Origin of the sequence: Aeromicrobium sp. 9AM (assembly GCF_902506105.1) — a bacterium.
Classification (GTDB): domain Bacteria; phylum Actinomycetota; class Actinomycetes; order Propionibacteriales; family Nocardioidaceae; genus Aeromicrobium.
Genome location: NZ_LR733303.1, coordinates 699863 through 715438, shown reverse-complemented (window position 1 = coordinate 715438; position 15576 = coordinate 699863). Strand labels below are relative to the sequence as shown.

Below are 15576 nucleotides of genomic sequence, written 5' to 3'. Positions count from 1 at the left end.
TGGCACTATCGGAGCATGGGACTATTCGGAAACAGCAAGAAGAGCCAGGAAGAACGCACAGAAGACGCGATGCAGAAGGCTGAGGGACTCGTCAGCGGCAAGGGCGTCATGGGCAAGGTCACCAAAGGGTTCATGGGCAAGGAGTTCACGGACCAGATGAGCCAGGGCCTGCAGGCCGGGCGAGACGCGCAGGCGGCCGTCGCAGCCAACGCTGCCGCCGCCGCTGCCGGCATCCCCGGGATCAAGGCGACCGTCACAGCGCTCGCCGACACCGGCACGATGATCAACAACGACCCGGTCGTCAATCTCAGCGTGACCCTTGAGGGTGGCCAAGCCCTTCAGCTGGACCAGATCATGGTCTCCAAGCTGCAGATCCCCCGGGTCGGCGACTCGGTCACGCTGATCCCCAACCCGGCCCAGCCCGGCTCGTACGTCTACGGCGGCCTGGCGGTCTAACCGAGCGCCGACACTGCGGCGACCGCTCGTGCGAGCTCGGTCGCCGCGGTGTCGAGGTCCTCGGCGGTCGTCGTACGCCCGAAGGTGAAGCGGACCGCGGTCTGCGCGACCGGGCCTTCGTAGCCCATCGCGGTCAGCACGTGGGACGGTTCGTCGCTGCCCGCGGCGCAGGCCGATCCGCTCGAGCACACGATGCCGCGCGCCTCGAGCTCGAGCAGGATCGTCTCGCCGTTGGTGCCCGGGAAGACGAACGAGGCGCTGCCCGGCAGCCGGTGGTTGCGGTGGCCTGTGAGCTCGGCTCCGGGCACGTCGGCCAGGACTCGGTCGATGAACGCGTCGCGGCGGGCGACGACCTCGTCGATCGAGCCTCCCGCCAGCTTGAGCGCGGTGGCCATGCCGACCGCGGCGGCGACGTTCTCGGTGCCGGACCGTCGACCGGACTCCTGTCCGCCGCCGTGGATCAGCGGCTCGAAACGGGTGCCGCGTCGGACGTACAGGATGCCGATGCCCTTGGGTGCGCCGAGCTTGTGACCGGAGATGCTCATGGCCTGCACGCCCAGCCGTTCGACGTCGAGGTCCAGCCAGCCGGCGGCCTGGACGGCGTCGGTGTGGAAGGGCACGCCCTTGTCGGCAGCCAGACGTGAGAGCGTCTCGATCTGCTGGATCGTGCCGACCTCGTTGTTGGCGTACTGGATGCTCACGAGCGTCGTGTCGTCACGCAGGGCTGCGTCGAGAGCGGCGCGCTGCACCATGCCGTCGTGGTCGACGTCGAGGATCGTGACGTCGTAGCCCAGACGACCCAGGAACTCCGCCGACTCCAGCACCGCGGGATGCTCGATCGACGACACGATGACGTGCTTGCCGCGTGGTGCGGCGAGCGCGATGCCCTTGATCGCGGCATTGTCGGACTCGGTGCCGCCGGAGGTGAACGTGATCTCCGCAGCTCGTGCGCCGAGCGCCTGCGCCACGTCTGCGCGGGCCTGCTCCAGCGCGCGGCTGGCGGACTCGCCGACCTCGTGGTGGCTCGATGGGTTGCCGAAGTCTGGCCCGAAGTAGGGCCACATCGCCTCGAGCACCTCCCGCTTGAGCGGAGTCGTCGCCGCCTCGTCGAGGTAGATCACTCAGGACACCGTGATGTCGAGCCCGAGGTCGAGCGCGCGGACGCTGTGGGTCAACGCGCCGACCGAGATGACATCGACGCCAGTACGCGCGACATCGGCGATCGTGTCGAGCGTGATGCCGCCGCTCGCCTCGACCAGGGCGCGCCCGGCGATCGTGGCGACGCCCGTGCGGAGGTCGTCGAGGCTGAAGTTGTCGAGCATGATCGTGCCCGCCGCTCCGGACTCGAGCACGGCGTCGAGCTGCTCGAGCCGGTCGACCTCGACCTCGATGTGCGTGGTGTGCGGCAGGTCGGCCTTGGCCCGCCGGAGCGCAGCGGTGAGGTCAGGGATCACCGCGAGGTGGTTGTCCTTGGCCATCACGGCGTCCGACAGCGAGTAGCGGTGGTTGTGGCCGCCGCCGCAGCGTACGGCGTGGCGCTCGATCGCGCGCAGGCCCGGAGTCGTCTTGCGGGTGTCGACGACACGCGCTTTGGTGCCGGCGACCGCCTCGACGTACGTCGCGGTGAGCGTCGCGATGCCGGTCATGCGCTGTACGAGGTTGAGCGCGACCCGCTCGGCCTGCAGCACGGCACGCGCGGGGCCTTCGACGTGGGCGAGCACGGCACCGCGATCGAACGAGTCACCGTCCGACGCCTCGAGGGTCACCTTGACCGCCGGGTCGAGGGTGGTCATCGCGACCTCGAACACCTCGGCGCCGGCGAACACACCGGGCTCGCGGGCCACCAGGTCGGCACGGGCCACCGCGGTCTCGGGCACCAGCGTCTGCGACGTCAGGTCGCCGAACGGCGCGTCCTCGTCGAGCGCCAGGTCGACGACGCGCTGGATCTGCCGCCGCTCAAGCATGCTGCGGCGCGATCGACGAGTGGGTGGCCTGGGCGGGATCGCTCTCGGGAAAGTCCGTCCGGTAGTGGCCACCGCGCGACTCACGTCGCGCCAGAGCGCTCGTGACGACCGCGCGCGCCACGACCAGCAGGTTGGCGTCCTCGGCCGACTTCGCGTCGGTGGCATCCGGCGCCCGCCACTGGCTGAGCGTCGCCAGAGCGCGCTCGAGGTCCTCGCCGTTGCGCGAGAGGCCGGCGGCGTCCCACATGAGCTGTTGCAGGTCGCTTCGGTTGACGTCATCGCCCTCGGGGTCGTCCGCGAGATCGACGGCGATCGGTGCCGGCCAGTCGGCGTCGAAGTCGGTGAGCGGTGCAGGGTCGCCGATGCCTTCGATGACCCGGGTGCCGTAGACCGCACCCTCGAGCAGCGAGTTGGACGCGAGCCTGTTGGCGCCGTGCAGCCCGTTGCAGGCGGCCTCGCCGACGGCGTAGAGCCCGGGGATCGAGGTGCGTCCCCACTCGTCGGTGCGGATGCCGCCCATGTAGTAGTGCGCAGCCGGTGTCACCGGGATCGGCACCTCGCCCCAGTCGAACCCCTGCGCGCGGCACGCGGCGTCGATGTTGGGGAACCGCTTGGCCAGAAACTCTGAACCTAGATGCGTAGCGTCAAGACAAACTGGACCATGATTCTTTGCCTTCATTTGGGCTGCGATGCCGCGGGCGACGACGTCGCGCGGCGCCAGCTCGCCGTCGGGGTGCACATCGAGCATGAACCGCTTGCCGTCGGCGTCGATCAGGGTCGCGCCTTCGCCGCGCACGGCCTCGGAGATCAGGAAGTTGCCCGGTGCGTCGAGTGACGTCGGGTGGAACTGGTAGAACTCCAGGTCCGCGGCGACGGCTCCGGCCCGCAACGCCATGCCGAGTCCGTCGGCGGTCGCGACCTCGGGGTTGGTCGTGTGGGAGAACAGCTGGCCTGCGCCACCGGTCGCGAGGATCACCGAGTCGGCCAGCACCTCCTCGCCGTCGAGCAGGCGTACGCCGATCGCGCGGCCGTCGGCGACGATCACGTCGACCACGGTCGTACGCTCGCGCACCGTCACGGCACTCTCGCGGATGCGGTCGATCAACGCGTACGCGATGCCGGCCCCGGTGGCGTCTCCCCCGGCGTGCAGGATGCGCGCGTAGGAGTGCGCGGCCTCGAGGCCGTGCGACAGCTCGCCGTCGTGCCGGTCGAACTGGACCCCTCGGGCGATGAGCTCGTCCATCGCAGCGGGACCCTCGGCGCAGAGGATCCGCACGGTCTCCTCGTCGCTCAGCCCAGCGCCGGCAACCAGGGTGTCGCCGACATGGGACTCGACGGTGTCACCGAGACGCGGCGCGCCGGGGTCGCTCATCGCGTCGATCACCACGGCGACGCCACCTTGGGCGTAGCGGGTGTTGCTCTGCGCGAGGTCGGCCTTGGTGAAGAGCGTGACGTCGTACGCGTCGACGGCCTCGAGTGCCGCGGTCATGCCGGCCACCCCACTGCCGACGACGATGATGCTGTTGCGCATGGCGGATCCTTACTTCGGGAGCGCCGCGAGCATGCGCTCGAGCGCGACCTTGGCGTCGGTGGCGATGTCGTCGGGAACGACGATCTCGTTGCGGAGCTCACCTTCGGCGAGCCCGTCGAGCGTCCAGGCGAGGTAGCCGGGGTGGATGCGGTACATCGTCGAGCACGGGCACACGACGGGATCGAGGCAGAAGATCGTCCGGTCGGGGAACTCGGCGGCGAGCCGGTTGACCATGTTGACCTCGGTGCCGATCGCGATGACGTCACCGGGCTCGGACGCGATGACGTACTTGCGGATCGCGTCGGTCGACCCTGCGGCGTCCGCGGCGTCGACGACCGGCATGGGGCTCTCGGGGTGCACGATGACCTTGACGCCGGGGAACTCGGCGCGCGCCTTGTCGATCTGGGCGACCGAGAAGCGCTTGTGCACCGAGCAGAACCCGTGCCACAGGATGACCTTGGCGTCGTTGAGCTCCTCGACGGTGTTGCCGCCGAGCTCCTTGCGGGGGCTCCACATCGGCATCTGCTCCAGCGGGATGCCCATCGCCTTGGCGGTGTTGCGGCCGAGGTGCTGGTCGGGGAAGAACAGGACGCGCTGGCCACGCTCGAAGGCCCACTCGAGGACCGTCGCGGCGTTGGACGACGTGCAGACGATGCCGCCGTGACGGCCGCAGAACGCCTTGAGGGCGGCTGAGGAGTTCATGTAGGTCACCGGGATGACCGGCTGCCTGCCGTCGGCGTCGGGCTCCTCGCCGTAGACCGCCATGAGGTCCTCCCAGCACGCCTCGACCGAGTCCTCGTCGGCCATGTCGGCCATCGAGCAGCCGGCGGCGAGGTTGGGCAGGATCACGTGCTGCTCGGGACGCGCCAGGATGTCGGCGGTCTCGGCCATGAAGTGCACGCCGCAGAACACGATCGTGTCGGCGTCGGGCTTGGTCAACGCCGCGTTGGCGAGCTGGAACGAGTCACCGACGAAGTCGGCGTACTGGATGACCTCGTCGCGCTGGTAGAAGTGGCCGAGGATCACGAGCCGGCTGCCGAGCTTGTCCTTGGCGGCGCGGATGCGGGCGTGCAGCTCGTTGTCGGTCATGCGCTGGTACTCGGCAGGCAGCTGCCCCGGTCGTACGACGGGCTCGGGGATGACGTCGTTCTCGGACGAGCCCGGCCCGTAGCCGGGGACGTTGTCGAACTCCCACGGTCCCTTGGCGAGCTCGACATCGCAGCTGGTGTCGGGTGCCGCGACGATCAGGTCATTGACGGAGGTGGTCATCTGCGCTCCTCAGGGGCGTTTGACGGGGGTCCTGCCTCGAAGCGGAACAGGGCCGGTGGCCGGTGGCTCGTGCCCTGCAGGCAGGTGCCCGTGGGGACGAGGGTTTTGCTGGCCAGCGCCTGACGGCGGAAGTTGGCCGGGTCGAGATGCGTACGCAGAACGGCTTCGTGCACGGCTCGTAGCTCGGCGAGGGTGAACTCGCGGGGCAGGAAGCCGTGCGCGATCGGGGTGTAGGTGATCTTGGCGCGCAGCCGGGCGAGCGCGTAGTCGACGATCTCGGTGTGGTCGAACGCCAGCGGCGGCAGCTCGTCGGCGACGAACCACTCGACGTTCTCACCGTCCACCGCGCGGGCGACCTCGTCGGGCTGCACGAGCGCCCAGTAGACGATCGACACGACCCGGTCGTCCGGGGAGCGGTCGAGGCTGCCGAAGGCGTAGAGCTGCTCGAGGTAGTTGGGGGTCAGCCCGGTCGTACGTTCGAGGGTGTGGCGAGCGCTGGCGGCGAGGTCCTCGTCGGCCTCCAGAGGTCCGCCGGGGAGGGCCCACTGGCCTTCGTACGGCTCACGGATGCGGCGCACGAGCGGCAGCCACAGCGTCATGAGTCCGCTCTCGGGGTGCGGGCGGAGCGCGAAGATCACGGTCGAGACCGCGAGCGAGACCCGCTGGTCGATCGCCGACTGCATCGTCACGCGCGTGCCTTCCTGCTCTCAGCCGTACTTAAGGTTGCTTTGACTCTAAGGTCACTGTAGTGGACCCCTTAAAGTCATGTCAACCCTAAGTCGCGCTGTCATTCGTCTTGCGATGTCGGTGGCGGCGCCGATGATGGGGGCATGCTCCTCGCCGACGTGGTCGCCACCTCCGCTGCGGTCGGCGCGACGCGCTCGCGCAAGGCGAAGGTCGCGGCGTTCGCCGACCTGCTCAGGCGTGCCGGCGACACCGAGCCGGACGCCGTCCCCGTCGTCACGTCATACCTCGCCGGCGTCCTGCGCCAGCGCCGCACCGGTCTCGGCTGGCGGTCGTTGCAAGCACTCCCCGACCCGGCGAGCGAGCCGACCCTCGAGGTGAGTGAGGTCGACGCGACGTTCGAGCGCATCGCCCAGCTGGCGGGCGCCGGCTCGCAGGTCGCTCGCGCCGACGCGACCCGGAGCCTGTTCGCCCGGGCCACGGTCGACGAGCAGCGCTGGCTGCGCGGCATCGTCACCGGCGAAGTCCGTCAGGGCGCGCTCGACTCCCTGGTCCAGGAAGGTCTCGCCGTCGCCGGTGGCATCCCCGTCGCGGTCGTACGCCGGGCCGCGATGATGGCCGGTTCCTCGGTCGCTGTCGCCACCGCGGCGTTGAGCGGCACGGAGGACGCTCTCGCCGCGTTCACGCTCGAGGTCGGCCGGCCGGTGCTGCCGATGCTCGCCTCCACAGCGCCGACGGTCGAGTCGGCGATGGCCAAGGCTGGCGGCGGCGAGGTCGCCGTCGACACCAAGCTCGACGGGGTCCGCATCCAGGTGCACCGGCGCGGCGACGAGGTCCTCGTCGTCACGCGATCGCTCGACGACGTCACCAGCCGCCACCCCGAGGTCGTCGAGATCGCCCGCGCCCTCCCCTGCCACGACATCGTGCTCGATGGCGAGGTGCTCGCGCTCGGCCCCGACGGCCGGCCCCGCCCGTTCCAGGAGACCGCGTCCCGGGCGGCGACAGTGGGCGGCACGGTCCGGCTGACTCCCGCGTTCTTCGACGTGCTCCACCTCGACGGCCGGGACCTCGTCGACGCCCCGACTGCGGAGCGCCTCGCCGCGCTCGAGACCGTCGTGCCCGAGCAGCACCGCGTACCCCGGCTCATCACCGCAGACCCGCGGGAGGCCGAGGAGTTCGCGGCGCAGGTGCTGAAGCTCGGGCATGAAGGCGTGGTCATCAAGAGCCTGACGGCGCCCTATGCCGCAGGTCGACGCGGCGCGACCTGGGTCAAGGTCAAGCCCGTGCACACCCTCGATCTCGTGGTGCTGGCGGTCGAGCGGGGCTCGGGCCGGCGCAGCGGGTGGTTGTCCAACATCCACTTGGGAGCCCGTGGCGGCGACGAATTCGTGATGCTCGGCAAGACCTTCAAGGGCATGACCGACGATATCCTCGCGTGGCAGACCGAGCGGTTCCGTGACCTGCAGACTGACGATGACGGCTACGTCGTCACGGTGCGGCCAGAGCAGGTCGTCGAGATCGCGTTCGACGGCGTCCAGCGGTCGACCCGCTATCCCGGCGGCGTCGCCTTGCGCTTCGCCCGCGTGATCCGCTATCGCGACGACAAGCCGCCCGCCGAGGCCGACACGATCGACACCGTCCGCTCATTCCTCCCCACCTGACGCAAACCCCCGCTGACGGGTCACTTTTGGCCCCCTGACGGGTCACTTGCCGTCCACTGACGGGTCAGTTCTTCTCCTCGAGAACGACCGGTTGTCGACATTCACGTGCCGAAAGTGACCCGTCAGGGGGCCAAAAGTGACCCGTCAGCGGAAGTCGCGGCCCTGGTGGCGGGCGGGGATCGCGGCGGCAGCCTCGGGGTAGACCGTCTCGATGCGTTCGAGCTTGTCGGCGACGAGGTTGGTGACGCCGTCGAAGCGCTCGAGGATGCCGCGGATGACCATGCCCGCGGAGTTGCGGGCGACCCGGCGATGGCGTTGCCACAGCGCCATCGAGCACACGACGTTGAGCATCCCGGTCTCGTCCTCGATGTTGAGGAACGTCACGCCGTCGGCCGTCGCAGGCCGCTGCCGGTGGGTGATCAGGCCAGCGACCTTGACCCGCCGGCCGGGCTCGGCGTCGGCGAGCCCGGCGACGGAGTAGATGCCCTCCGACGTCAGGAGCGGGCGGAGGAACTCGACGGGATGCTTCTCTGGCGAGATGCGGGTCGCCCACAGGTCAGCCATGGTCTCCTCGACCTCGCTCATGCCCGGCAGCATCGGTGGCGGCAGCTGCACCGAGGTGCCCTCGAGCTGGTCGGAGTTCTCGACATATCCGGCGTTCCACAACGCCTGACGACGCGACAGGCCGAACCCGTCGAACGCTCCCGCAGTGGCCAGCGACTCCATCTGGGCAACCGTCAGCCCTGCCCGCCGTGACACGTCGGCCATGTCCTTGTACGGCTGCCGGTCGCGCTCGGCCACGATGCGCCGGGCGACCTCGAGGCCAAGGCCCTGCACCTCGTCGAGCCCCAGGCGTACGGCGAAGTTGCCGTCGCGGCGGTGCGCGGGGGTCGGATCGGGGGTACCGCGGACGAACGTCTCGACCGGTGGTTGCTCGCGAGCCAGGCAGCTGTCGAGCCCGGTCGCCTCGGCATTGTCCAGGTGGGGGTCCCCCCACGAGCTCTGCGAGTAGGGGGCTTCGAGGTCAGCCTGCGCCTGCGAGTGCATGATGTCGGGCCGCAGGATCGTGACACCGTGGTGGCGGGCGTCGGTCACGAGCGACTGCGGGGAGTAGAAGCCCATCGGCTGGTTGCGCAGCAGCGCCGCGAGGAACGCCGCGGGATAGTGCAGCTTGAGCCACGAGCTGGCATAGACCAGCAGCGCGAAGCTCAGGGCATGGCTCTCGGCGAAGCCGAAGTTGGCGAACGACTGGATCTTGAGATAGATCGTGTCGGCCTCCTCCCCCGTGATGCCGTGACCGGCCATGCCCTCGTAGAGCTTGAGCCGCAGCGACTCGATGCGTTCGATGCCCCGCTTGGAGCCCATCGCCCGGCGCAGCAGGTCGGCCTCGTCGCCGGTGCAGCCGCCGAGCTTGATCGCCATCTGCATGAGCTGCTCCTGGAACAGCGGGACGCCGAGCGTACGTTGAAGCACTTCTTTGAGCACGGGGTGCGCGTACGTGACGGGCTCCCGTCCGGTGGCCCGCCGGATGTAGGGGTGCACCGCGCCGCCCTGGATGGGACCTGGGCGGATCAGGGCGATCTCGATCGCGAGGTCGTAGTAGGACCGGGGCTGCAGCCGCGGCAGCGTGCCGATCTGGGCACGACTCTCGACCTGGAACACCCCGATCGAGTCGGCCCGGCACAGCATGTCGTAGACCGCGGCCTCCTCCTTGGGCATCGACGCGAGGTCCCACTCTTCGCCCAGGTGTTCGGCGACGATCCGCATCGTGTGGTCGAGCGCGCCCAGCATGCCCAGGCCCAGCAGGTCGAACTTGACCAGTCCCATCCACTCGCACGCATCCTTGTCCCACTGCAGGACCGTGCGATCGTCCATGCGCCCGCGCTCGATGGGGCACACCTCGCCGATGGGCCGCTCGGTGAGGATCATGCCGCCGGAGTGGATGCCGAGATGACGGGGACCGCCGAGCAGCTGCTGCGCCAGCGAGATGACCTGTGGGGGCACGTCGGCCGTGTCCTCGGCCGAGATCGCGCTCCACGCATCGATCTGCTTGGACCACGCGTCCTGCTGCCCGGGTGAGTAGCCCAGCGCCTTGGCCGCATCGCGTACGGCCGAGCGTGGCCGGTAGGTGATGACGTTGGCGACCTGTGCGGCGTTGTGCCGGCCGTACGTGTCATAGACCCACTGGATGATCTCCTCGCGCCGGTCGGAGTCGAAGTCGACGTCGATGTCGGGCTCCTCCTCGCGGGTCGTGGCGAGGAAGCGCTCGAACGGCAGGTTGTAGAAGATCGAGTCGACCGCCGTGATGCCCAGGGCGTAGCAGAGCGCCGAGTTGGCCGACGAGCCCCGGCCCTGGCACAGGATCTTGCGGCGCCTGGCCTCCATGACGATGTCGCGGACGATCAGGAAGTAGCCCGGGAAGTCCTTCTCCTCGATGACCTTGAGCTCGCGGTCGATGCGTTCGCGCGCCTCGTCGAGGTTGTGGGCATAGCGTTCGCGGATGCCCTGCTCGGCCAGCTCACGCAGATAGCTCATCGCGGTGTGCCCCTCGGGGATGCCGCGGTGGGGCAGCCTCGGCGTGGCGGCGCGCAGGTCGAACGCGAGCTCGTCGGCGATCGCGACCGTACGCTCGACAGCGCCCGGGTGACGATGGAACAGGCGCTGCATCTCCGCGCCGGACCGCAGGTGTGCCGCACCAGTCGCCGGCAGCCAACCGTCCATGTCGGTGAGTCCGCGACGCGCGCGGACCGCCGACATGGCCGCAGCGAGCTGGCGGGCGCCGGGCTTGGCGAAGTGCACGTTGTTGGTCGCGACCGTGGGCAACCCGTGCATCGCGGCGAGCTCGGCGAGGGCGTCGTTGGTCGTGCTGTCGGCCGGGAAGCCGTGGTCGATCAGCTCGACGACGACGTTGTCGAGGCCGAACAGCGCGGTGAGCTGGTCGAGGGCGGTCGCCGCCTCGTCGAGCCCGCCGTTGGCGAGCCCTTGGCGTACGTGACCCTTGCGGCAGCCGGTGAGGATCAGCCAGTGGTCGCGGCCGCGCTCGGCGAGCTGCTCGAGGTCGTAGACGGGCCGGCCCTTCTCGTCGCCGCGAAAGTGCGCGTCGGTCATGGCGGCGGCGAGCCGGTGGTAGCCCTCGACCCCGCGAGCGAGCACCAGCAGGTGGCTGCCCTCGGGATCGGCGGTGCCGTTCTGGGGCCGGCTGAGCCCGAGCGAAAGCTCGGCCCCGAAGATCGTCTTGAGGCCGAGGCCCTCGTACTTGACCGCCTCCTCGGCGAACCGCGGCGCACCGTAGAAGCCGTCGTGGTCGGTCAACGCCAGCCCGTGCAGGCCCAGGCTGATCGCCTCCTCGACCAGCGTGTCGGGACCGCTGGCACCGTCGAGGAAGCTGAAGTTGCTGTGGCAGTGCAGCTCGGCGTAGGGCACGACCGGACCCTCGGGGCGGGCGATCTCCTTGGGCTGGGTCTTGGCACGCTTGCGCGACCAGCCCGGCGCATCGCCGCCGTCGGGCTCCGGCTTGCCGGACAGTCGCCGTTCGAGCTCACGCCACGAGACATCCGGGTTGTTCCACCCCATAGCTACTGGACCTCCCCATCCTCGTAACCATGACGTTGCGCAATGCGGGGAGGACACAGGCAGGAGGCAAGCTGTCGGGCCCGGACGACCACGACGTCCTGAGCACCATCGGGCGCGAGCTCACTAATCATATTTAGCCTCGATCCACCAGTGGCCGCGCTCGACGATCATGAGGTACGCGCTGCCGTCGACCCCGACGACCTGGAACCGGGCGATGCGCCGGGCCGCCGCCTCGTCCCACCACTGGTCGTCGACCGGCCACGGCCCGGCCCACGACGCGACGGGTTGCCAGTCCTGGCCGGCCGCGGCCCGGAACCGCGCGGGCTCGCCCGTGACCATGCCGCGACCCGTGACCCCGATGGCCTGCCCCTCGGCACCGACGACCATCGCCTGCTGCGGCTCGGTGTAGACCGTCGCCGGTGCCGGAGGCGGCAGGCTGCCCGGCCACGGCAGCCCGACCGCACGGGCGGCGACCGGACGCTCACCCCACGGGACGAGCAGCTGCCGCTCCCCCGGCCCGCGTCCGCCCTGCACCGAGACCGAGACGACCGCCTCGTGGCCGACGATGCTCTGCACCCGCGCCACCCCCCGCTCGACCCGCTCGTCGGGGCCACCGCCGAAGAGACTGTCGGCATGGTCGCCGAGCGGCTCGGTGACCTCAGGGATCAGGCGTACGGCATCGACCGGCGCCCGGATGGCACCGTCGACCTGCAGCTGCCAGCGCACCCGGTCGACCAGGTCGGTCGGCCCGAACCAGCGCGGATGCATCCATCGCCGGGATGTCGCCAGTGAGCCGTCGGTGTCGACCTCGATCAGGACCGTCGTGCACACCAGCCCGTGACCCGCGAGATCCGTGACGAACTTCTCGGCCGTCGTGCGTACGCTGAACGCGATCTGCTCCGCCAGGTCGAGCGGCGGCTCCAGCATCAGCGTCGCCTCGAACTCCGGCGGCACCTGCCGCCGGCTGATCGGCTGAGGATTTAGCCCGCGAGCCATGCGGTGCAGGAGCTCGCCGTGCGTGCCGAACCGGGTGTGCACGTCTGCCGGCGACAAGGCAGCGAAGTCGCCCAGGGTCAGCAGCCCCATGCGGCGCAGCAGCCCCACCATTCCCCCACTCGCAGAGCTCGCGGGAGGGGCCCCCACGAGGTCGTCGAGCGCATCGATCGGCAGGTCCCGCAGGAACTGCGCCGACCCGCCCGCAGGTACGACGAGGCTGTCCTGGGCCAGTGCCCGGCGCGCAGCCTGCTCGGCGGCGAACAACCCGTCGGCGATGCCGGCGCGGACGTCCCACACCCCCAGGCGTACGAGCCGCTCCGCGATGATCGCCGCCGCCTCGGCCTCGCCGCCGTAGAAGCGGGCCGGCACGTTGATCGCGCAGAGCCCCGGCCGCAGCGGGGCCACACCGGGGCTGAGCTCCTCGATCGCGGTCAGCACCGCTTCGAAGGCCCGCGCGTCGGCATCGGGGTTGTAGTCGTGCAGGGCCAGGCCCGGACACCTCGACTGCGCATCGCGGCGCCGCATGCCCCGGCGTACGCCCTCGGCCCGCGCGGCCTGTGAGCACGCCAGCACCTGACCCTTGTGGAGCACCGCCGCCGGCGTCGATGCCGAGCTCTCGACCGCGACGATCGGCCAGTCCGGCGCCCACAGGACCATCGTCCGACCGGTTGACACCTAGCTCACGCTCCGCAGCTGGACGGGCTGCACCTCGGCCCGGCGGATGACCTGGGCCTGATCAGGCAGCCACAGCTGTCCCGTGCGGGCCGGGCCGGCGCCGCGGCGGACCTCGACCGTCACCCGGCGCGCCTGCAGGTGCCCGTGACCCCGGCCGAGACCGACCCACTCGGCATCGCGCAACGACACCCGGGCATCGCATCGCGGCCAGTCACCGTATGCGATGAGGACGCCACCGCGCTGGCGCAGCCGGGCACTGATGCGGCTGACGTCCTTGCCGGAGATGTCTGCGGGCGCGGCCACCACGACCACGCCCAGCACGTCGATCAGCGCGGCCGTGACCTCGAGCCACGCTTCGCCCGGAGCAGGCACCAGGATCGTCCGCCGCAGCTCGACCCCGGCGGCCGCAGCGGCCTCGAGACCGAACTCCGCCGAGCCCACGACACCACACCAGGCACCATCGGCCGAAGGACCCGCCATGAGGGCCATCGCGAGGCTCGCCGAGTCGACGGCATAGCTTGATCCGGTCTGCAGTTGCAGCAGTCCGGCGAAGGCCGGATGCGTCGCGACCGGTTGCGCGGCAGGGCGGCCCTGCATCTGGTCGACGCGGGCTCGCAGCTCATCAAGGCTCGGGGCGGGCGCAACGGTCATTCACCCATCTTCGAACATGTGTTCGAAGGAGTCAATCCACCGAAAGGGCTACTTCGACACACTCACCAGGAACGATCGCGACCACGTCGCCGCCACCCGCGGATTGCCGTTGAAACGCACCTGGACCTTGTGCCGACCGGTCTTCGCGAACACCGGCAGACGCACGCGCACGGCCCCCGAGCTCAGGGTCACGAGCGCCACGCGACGACCATCAACATACGCGCTGACCGTGCCGGTCGGTGCCTGGCCCTGCGCAGCGGTCACGGTCACGTACGCATACAGTCGCGTTCTCGACACCCGCGCCCGGGTCGACGACAGCCGCAGCGTCACCGATGCCTTCGCCTTGGGCACGACCTTGGCGACCGACACCCCGGAGAAGTCCGGATAGCCCGGCGTGTGCGACGTCGAGCGCACCGTCAGGGTGCGGCCCAGGTCGGCAGCGGTCAGCTGGTACGACGTCGCGGTGGCTCCCGCGATCGCCGCCCCGTTGCGCAACCACTGGTGCGTCACCGAGTCGGGGTGGCCGTTCCACCGGTTCGGCGCGAACGACAGCGTGCTGCCGACCGTCGAGCCGCCTGCCAGCACAGGGTGGCCCACCGGGGCCGGGATCGCCGCCAGGTTGAGGATGCCGGCGCCGCAGACATTGCGCTCGGCTCCCGTCGACTTGTCGTGCGAGATGCACGTGTAGTAGTCGTTGAGCTCCGGCGGCTTCAGCGCGGATGCCTTCAGCACCTGCACGACCTGGTCGTTGGTGAAGCTGCCGAGCGATCGCACCAGCGCCGCGGCGGCGGACACCGACGGCGCCGCCATCGACGTGCCGGCCATCTGGCCGTACGTCGACCGGGTCGGCCCGCCTGTTCCGGCGTTCACGGTCGACCAGATCCCCTGCCCCTCACCGGTCTCCCCGCCCTGCGCCATGATCCCGATCGTCCGGCCGGCGTTGGTGTACGACGTGGCGCTGCCGTCGACGTCGGTGGCTCCCACGGACAGCACGCCCGCGCAGTTGGCCGGCGTACGGGTCAGGACCGACGCGCTCTGGTTACCGGCCGAGGCCACGACGACCGCACCTCGTCGACGAGCCTCGTTGATCACGTCCTGGTAGGCCGCCGGGCACGCGTAGTCAGTGACCGTGCTCGAGAGCGAGAGGTTGATGACGTCGGCGGGCGTCTTGTTGCGCGGCACCCCGGGCACGTCACCGCCGGATGCCCACCGGATGCCGGCGACGACGTCGGACAGCGAGGCGCCGCACTGACCCACGACGCGTACGGGCTGGATGCGCACCCCCGGCGCGATCCCGGAGATGCCGATCCCGTTGTTGCGCAGGGCCGCGACGATGCCGGCCACGTGGGTGCCGTGCCAGGTGCTGGCATGCGCCGCGCACAAGGTCCCGTTCGAGCTGTTGCCCGGATCGGCGGTGTTCGCGTCACGACCGGAGCCGTCCTTGGCGTTGCGGCTGTCGGCGATCATGTCGTAGCCCGGCACGGTCTGCCCGGCCAGGTCGGGGTGTGCCGCGATGCCTCCGTCGACGATCGCCACGACGACCGACTTCGACCCACGCGTGGCGTCCCACATGGTCGGCGCGTCCATGCTGTAGTCGGACCCCGGCGCGGCCGGTGCGCCCGAGTCCGTGGCCGCCTGGGTCGGCGACCACAGGTTGGTCTGCCTCGGGAAGTACGAGTCGTTGGGCGGCACTGAGTCGCTCGTGGCGACGAGGTCCGGACTGACCGCGGCCAGGCCGGGCAGGGCGTTGAGCACGGACGTCAGCAGTCGGACGGTCGCCGCCGGCAGGCCCCGGTCGAATCGCAACGAGACCAATGAGTCGCCCAGCGGCACCTGGCTCACGATGTCGCGACCCAGCAGCGAGGAGACCGTGCGAAGGACGCCGTCGGAGATCAGCCCGTTGGTGGACACGATCAGGCCCGTCGCGTCACCCGGCGCCACCGAGGGCGACGGCTGCTGCGCCTGGGCAGCGCCGGACGGCACGAGCGCAGGAAGCAGCAGACAGACCGCCACGACGTACGAAGAGAGGAGAACGCGCCTCATGCCGACCCTTTGCGCTAGCTACTCTCTCCTGGACGTCAGGGTACGGCAGCGCGCGCGGTCATGCCGGCATACG

At 70.2% G+C, this 15576-nt stretch carries 11 protein-coding genes; 2 read left to right on the top strand and 9 right to left on the bottom strand.

The window, feature by feature from the left end; all coding sequences use genetic code 11:
• Window positions 1-15: 15 nt before the first annotated feature.
• Window positions 16-456 (top strand): hypothetical protein, encoded by a 441-nt coding sequence (locus BOSE46_RS03580; RefSeq protein ID WP_159538323.1) that lies wholly within the window; start codon window positions 16-18, stop codon window positions 454-456.
• Here BOSE46_RS03580 and BOSE46_RS03575 read toward each other — a convergent pair.
• From BOSE46_RS03575 to BOSE46_RS03555, 5 genes are read right to left on the bottom strand one after another with little or no spacing between them, the layout of a single operon-like run.
• Window positions 453-1577 carry a cysteine desulfurase family protein gene (locus BOSE46_RS03575; protein WP_159538321.1) on the bottom strand — a complete coding sequence of 375 codons (1125 nt, stop codon included), beginning with the start codon at window positions 1575-1577 and terminating at the stop codon, window positions 453-455. The two genes, BOSE46_RS03580 and BOSE46_RS03575, sit on opposite strands and share 4 nt — an antisense overlap.
• On the bottom strand, window positions 1578-2420 hold the full coding sequence (gene nadC, locus BOSE46_RS03570) for a carboxylating nicotinate-nucleotide diphosphorylase (RefSeq protein ID WP_159538319.1): 843 nt from the start codon (window positions 2418-2420) through the stop codon (window positions 1578-1580).
• Window positions 2413-3951 (bottom strand): L-aspartate oxidase, encoded by a 1539-nt coding sequence (gene nadB / locus BOSE46_RS03565; protein WP_159538317.1) that lies wholly within the window; start codon window positions 3949-3951, stop codon window positions 2413-2415. The genes nadC and nadB overlap by 8 nt, the downstream gene beginning before the upstream one ends.
• A gap of 9 nt (window positions 3952-3960) precedes the next feature.
• The gene (nadA, locus tag BOSE46_RS03560; protein WP_159538315.1) at window positions 3961-5220 is read right to left on the bottom strand and encodes a quinolinate synthase NadA; all 1260 of its coding nucleotides are present in this window, start codon (window positions 5218-5220) and stop codon (window positions 3961-3963) included.
• Window positions 5217-5903: an NrtR DNA-binding winged helix domain-containing protein gene (locus BOSE46_RS03555; protein ID WP_159539357.1), complete on the bottom strand. Its 687-nt coding sequence runs from the start codon at window positions 5901-5903 to the stop codon at window positions 5217-5219. Before BOSE46_RS03555 ends, nadA begins: the two co-directional genes overlap by 4 nt.
• A gap of 147 nt (window positions 5904-6050) precedes the next feature.
• Between BOSE46_RS03555 and BOSE46_RS03550 the strand changes: the two genes are divergently transcribed.
• Complete coding sequence (locus tag BOSE46_RS03550; protein ID WP_159538313.1) at window positions 6051-7565, top strand: ATP-dependent DNA ligase; 1515 nt, start codon at window positions 6051-6053, stop codon at window positions 7563-7565.
• A gap of 144 nt (window positions 7566-7709) precedes the next feature.
• On the opposite strand, the gene BOSE46_RS03545 is transcribed toward BOSE46_RS03550, so the two are convergent.
• The 4 genes from BOSE46_RS03545 to BOSE46_RS03530 form a co-directional block, all read right to left on the bottom strand.
• Complete coding sequence (locus BOSE46_RS03545; RefSeq protein ID WP_159538311.1) at window positions 7710-11138, bottom strand: error-prone DNA polymerase; 3429 nt, start codon at window positions 11136-11138, stop codon at window positions 7710-7712.
• Window positions 11139-11261: 123 nt separating this feature from the next.
• A complete protein-coding gene (locus BOSE46_RS03540; protein ID WP_371415496.1) occupies window positions 11262-12809 on the bottom strand; it encodes a DNA polymerase Y family protein in 1548 nt (515 codons plus the stop codon).
• The gene (locus BOSE46_RS03535; protein ID WP_159538309.1) at window positions 12810-13460 is read right to left on the bottom strand and encodes a hypothetical protein; all 651 of its coding nucleotides are present in this window, start codon (window positions 13458-13460) and stop codon (window positions 12810-12812) included. It abuts the gene before it with no gap.
• Between the two features lie 48 nt (window positions 13461-13508).
• Complete coding sequence (locus BOSE46_RS03530) at window positions 13509-15503, bottom strand: S8 family serine peptidase (RefSeq protein WP_159538307.1); 1995 nt, start codon at window positions 15501-15503, stop codon at window positions 13509-13511.
• Window positions 15504-15576: the final 73 nt, after the last annotated feature.

Coding starts and splice junctions, on each gene's coding strand:
- BOSE46_RS03555 (WP_159539357.1), bottom strand. CDS start 5,903: ATGCAGTCGGCGATCGACCAGCGGGTCTCGCTCGCGGTCTCGACCGTG.
- nadB (WP_159538317.1), bottom strand. CDS start 3,951: ATGCGCAACAGCATCATCGTCGTCGGCAGTGGGGTGGCCGGCATGACC.
- BOSE46_RS03535 (WP_159538309.1), bottom strand. CDS start 13,460: ATGACCGTTGCGCCCGCCCCGAGCCTTGATGAGCTGCGAGCCCGCGTC.
- BOSE46_RS03545 (WP_159538311.1), bottom strand. CDS start 11,138: ATGGGGTGGAACAACCCGGATGTCTCGTGGCGTGAGCTCGAACGGCGA.
- nadA (WP_159538315.1), bottom strand. CDS start 5,220: ATGACCACCTCCGTCAATGACCTGATCGTCGCGGCACCCGACACCAGC.
- BOSE46_RS03530 (WP_159538307.1), bottom strand. CDS start 15,503: ATGAGGCGCGTTCTCCTCTCTTCGTACGTCGTGGCGGTCTGTCTGCTG.
- BOSE46_RS03580 (WP_159538323.1), top strand. CDS start 16: ATGGGACTATTCGGAAACAGCAAGAAGAGCCAGGAAGAACGCACAGAA.
- nadC (WP_159538319.1), bottom strand. CDS start 2,420: ATGCTTGAGCGGCGGCAGATCCAGCGCGTCGTCGACCTGGCGCTCGAC.
- BOSE46_RS03550 (WP_159538313.1), top strand. CDS start 6,051: ATGCTCCTCGCCGACGTGGTCGCCACCTCCGCTGCGGTCGGCGCGACG.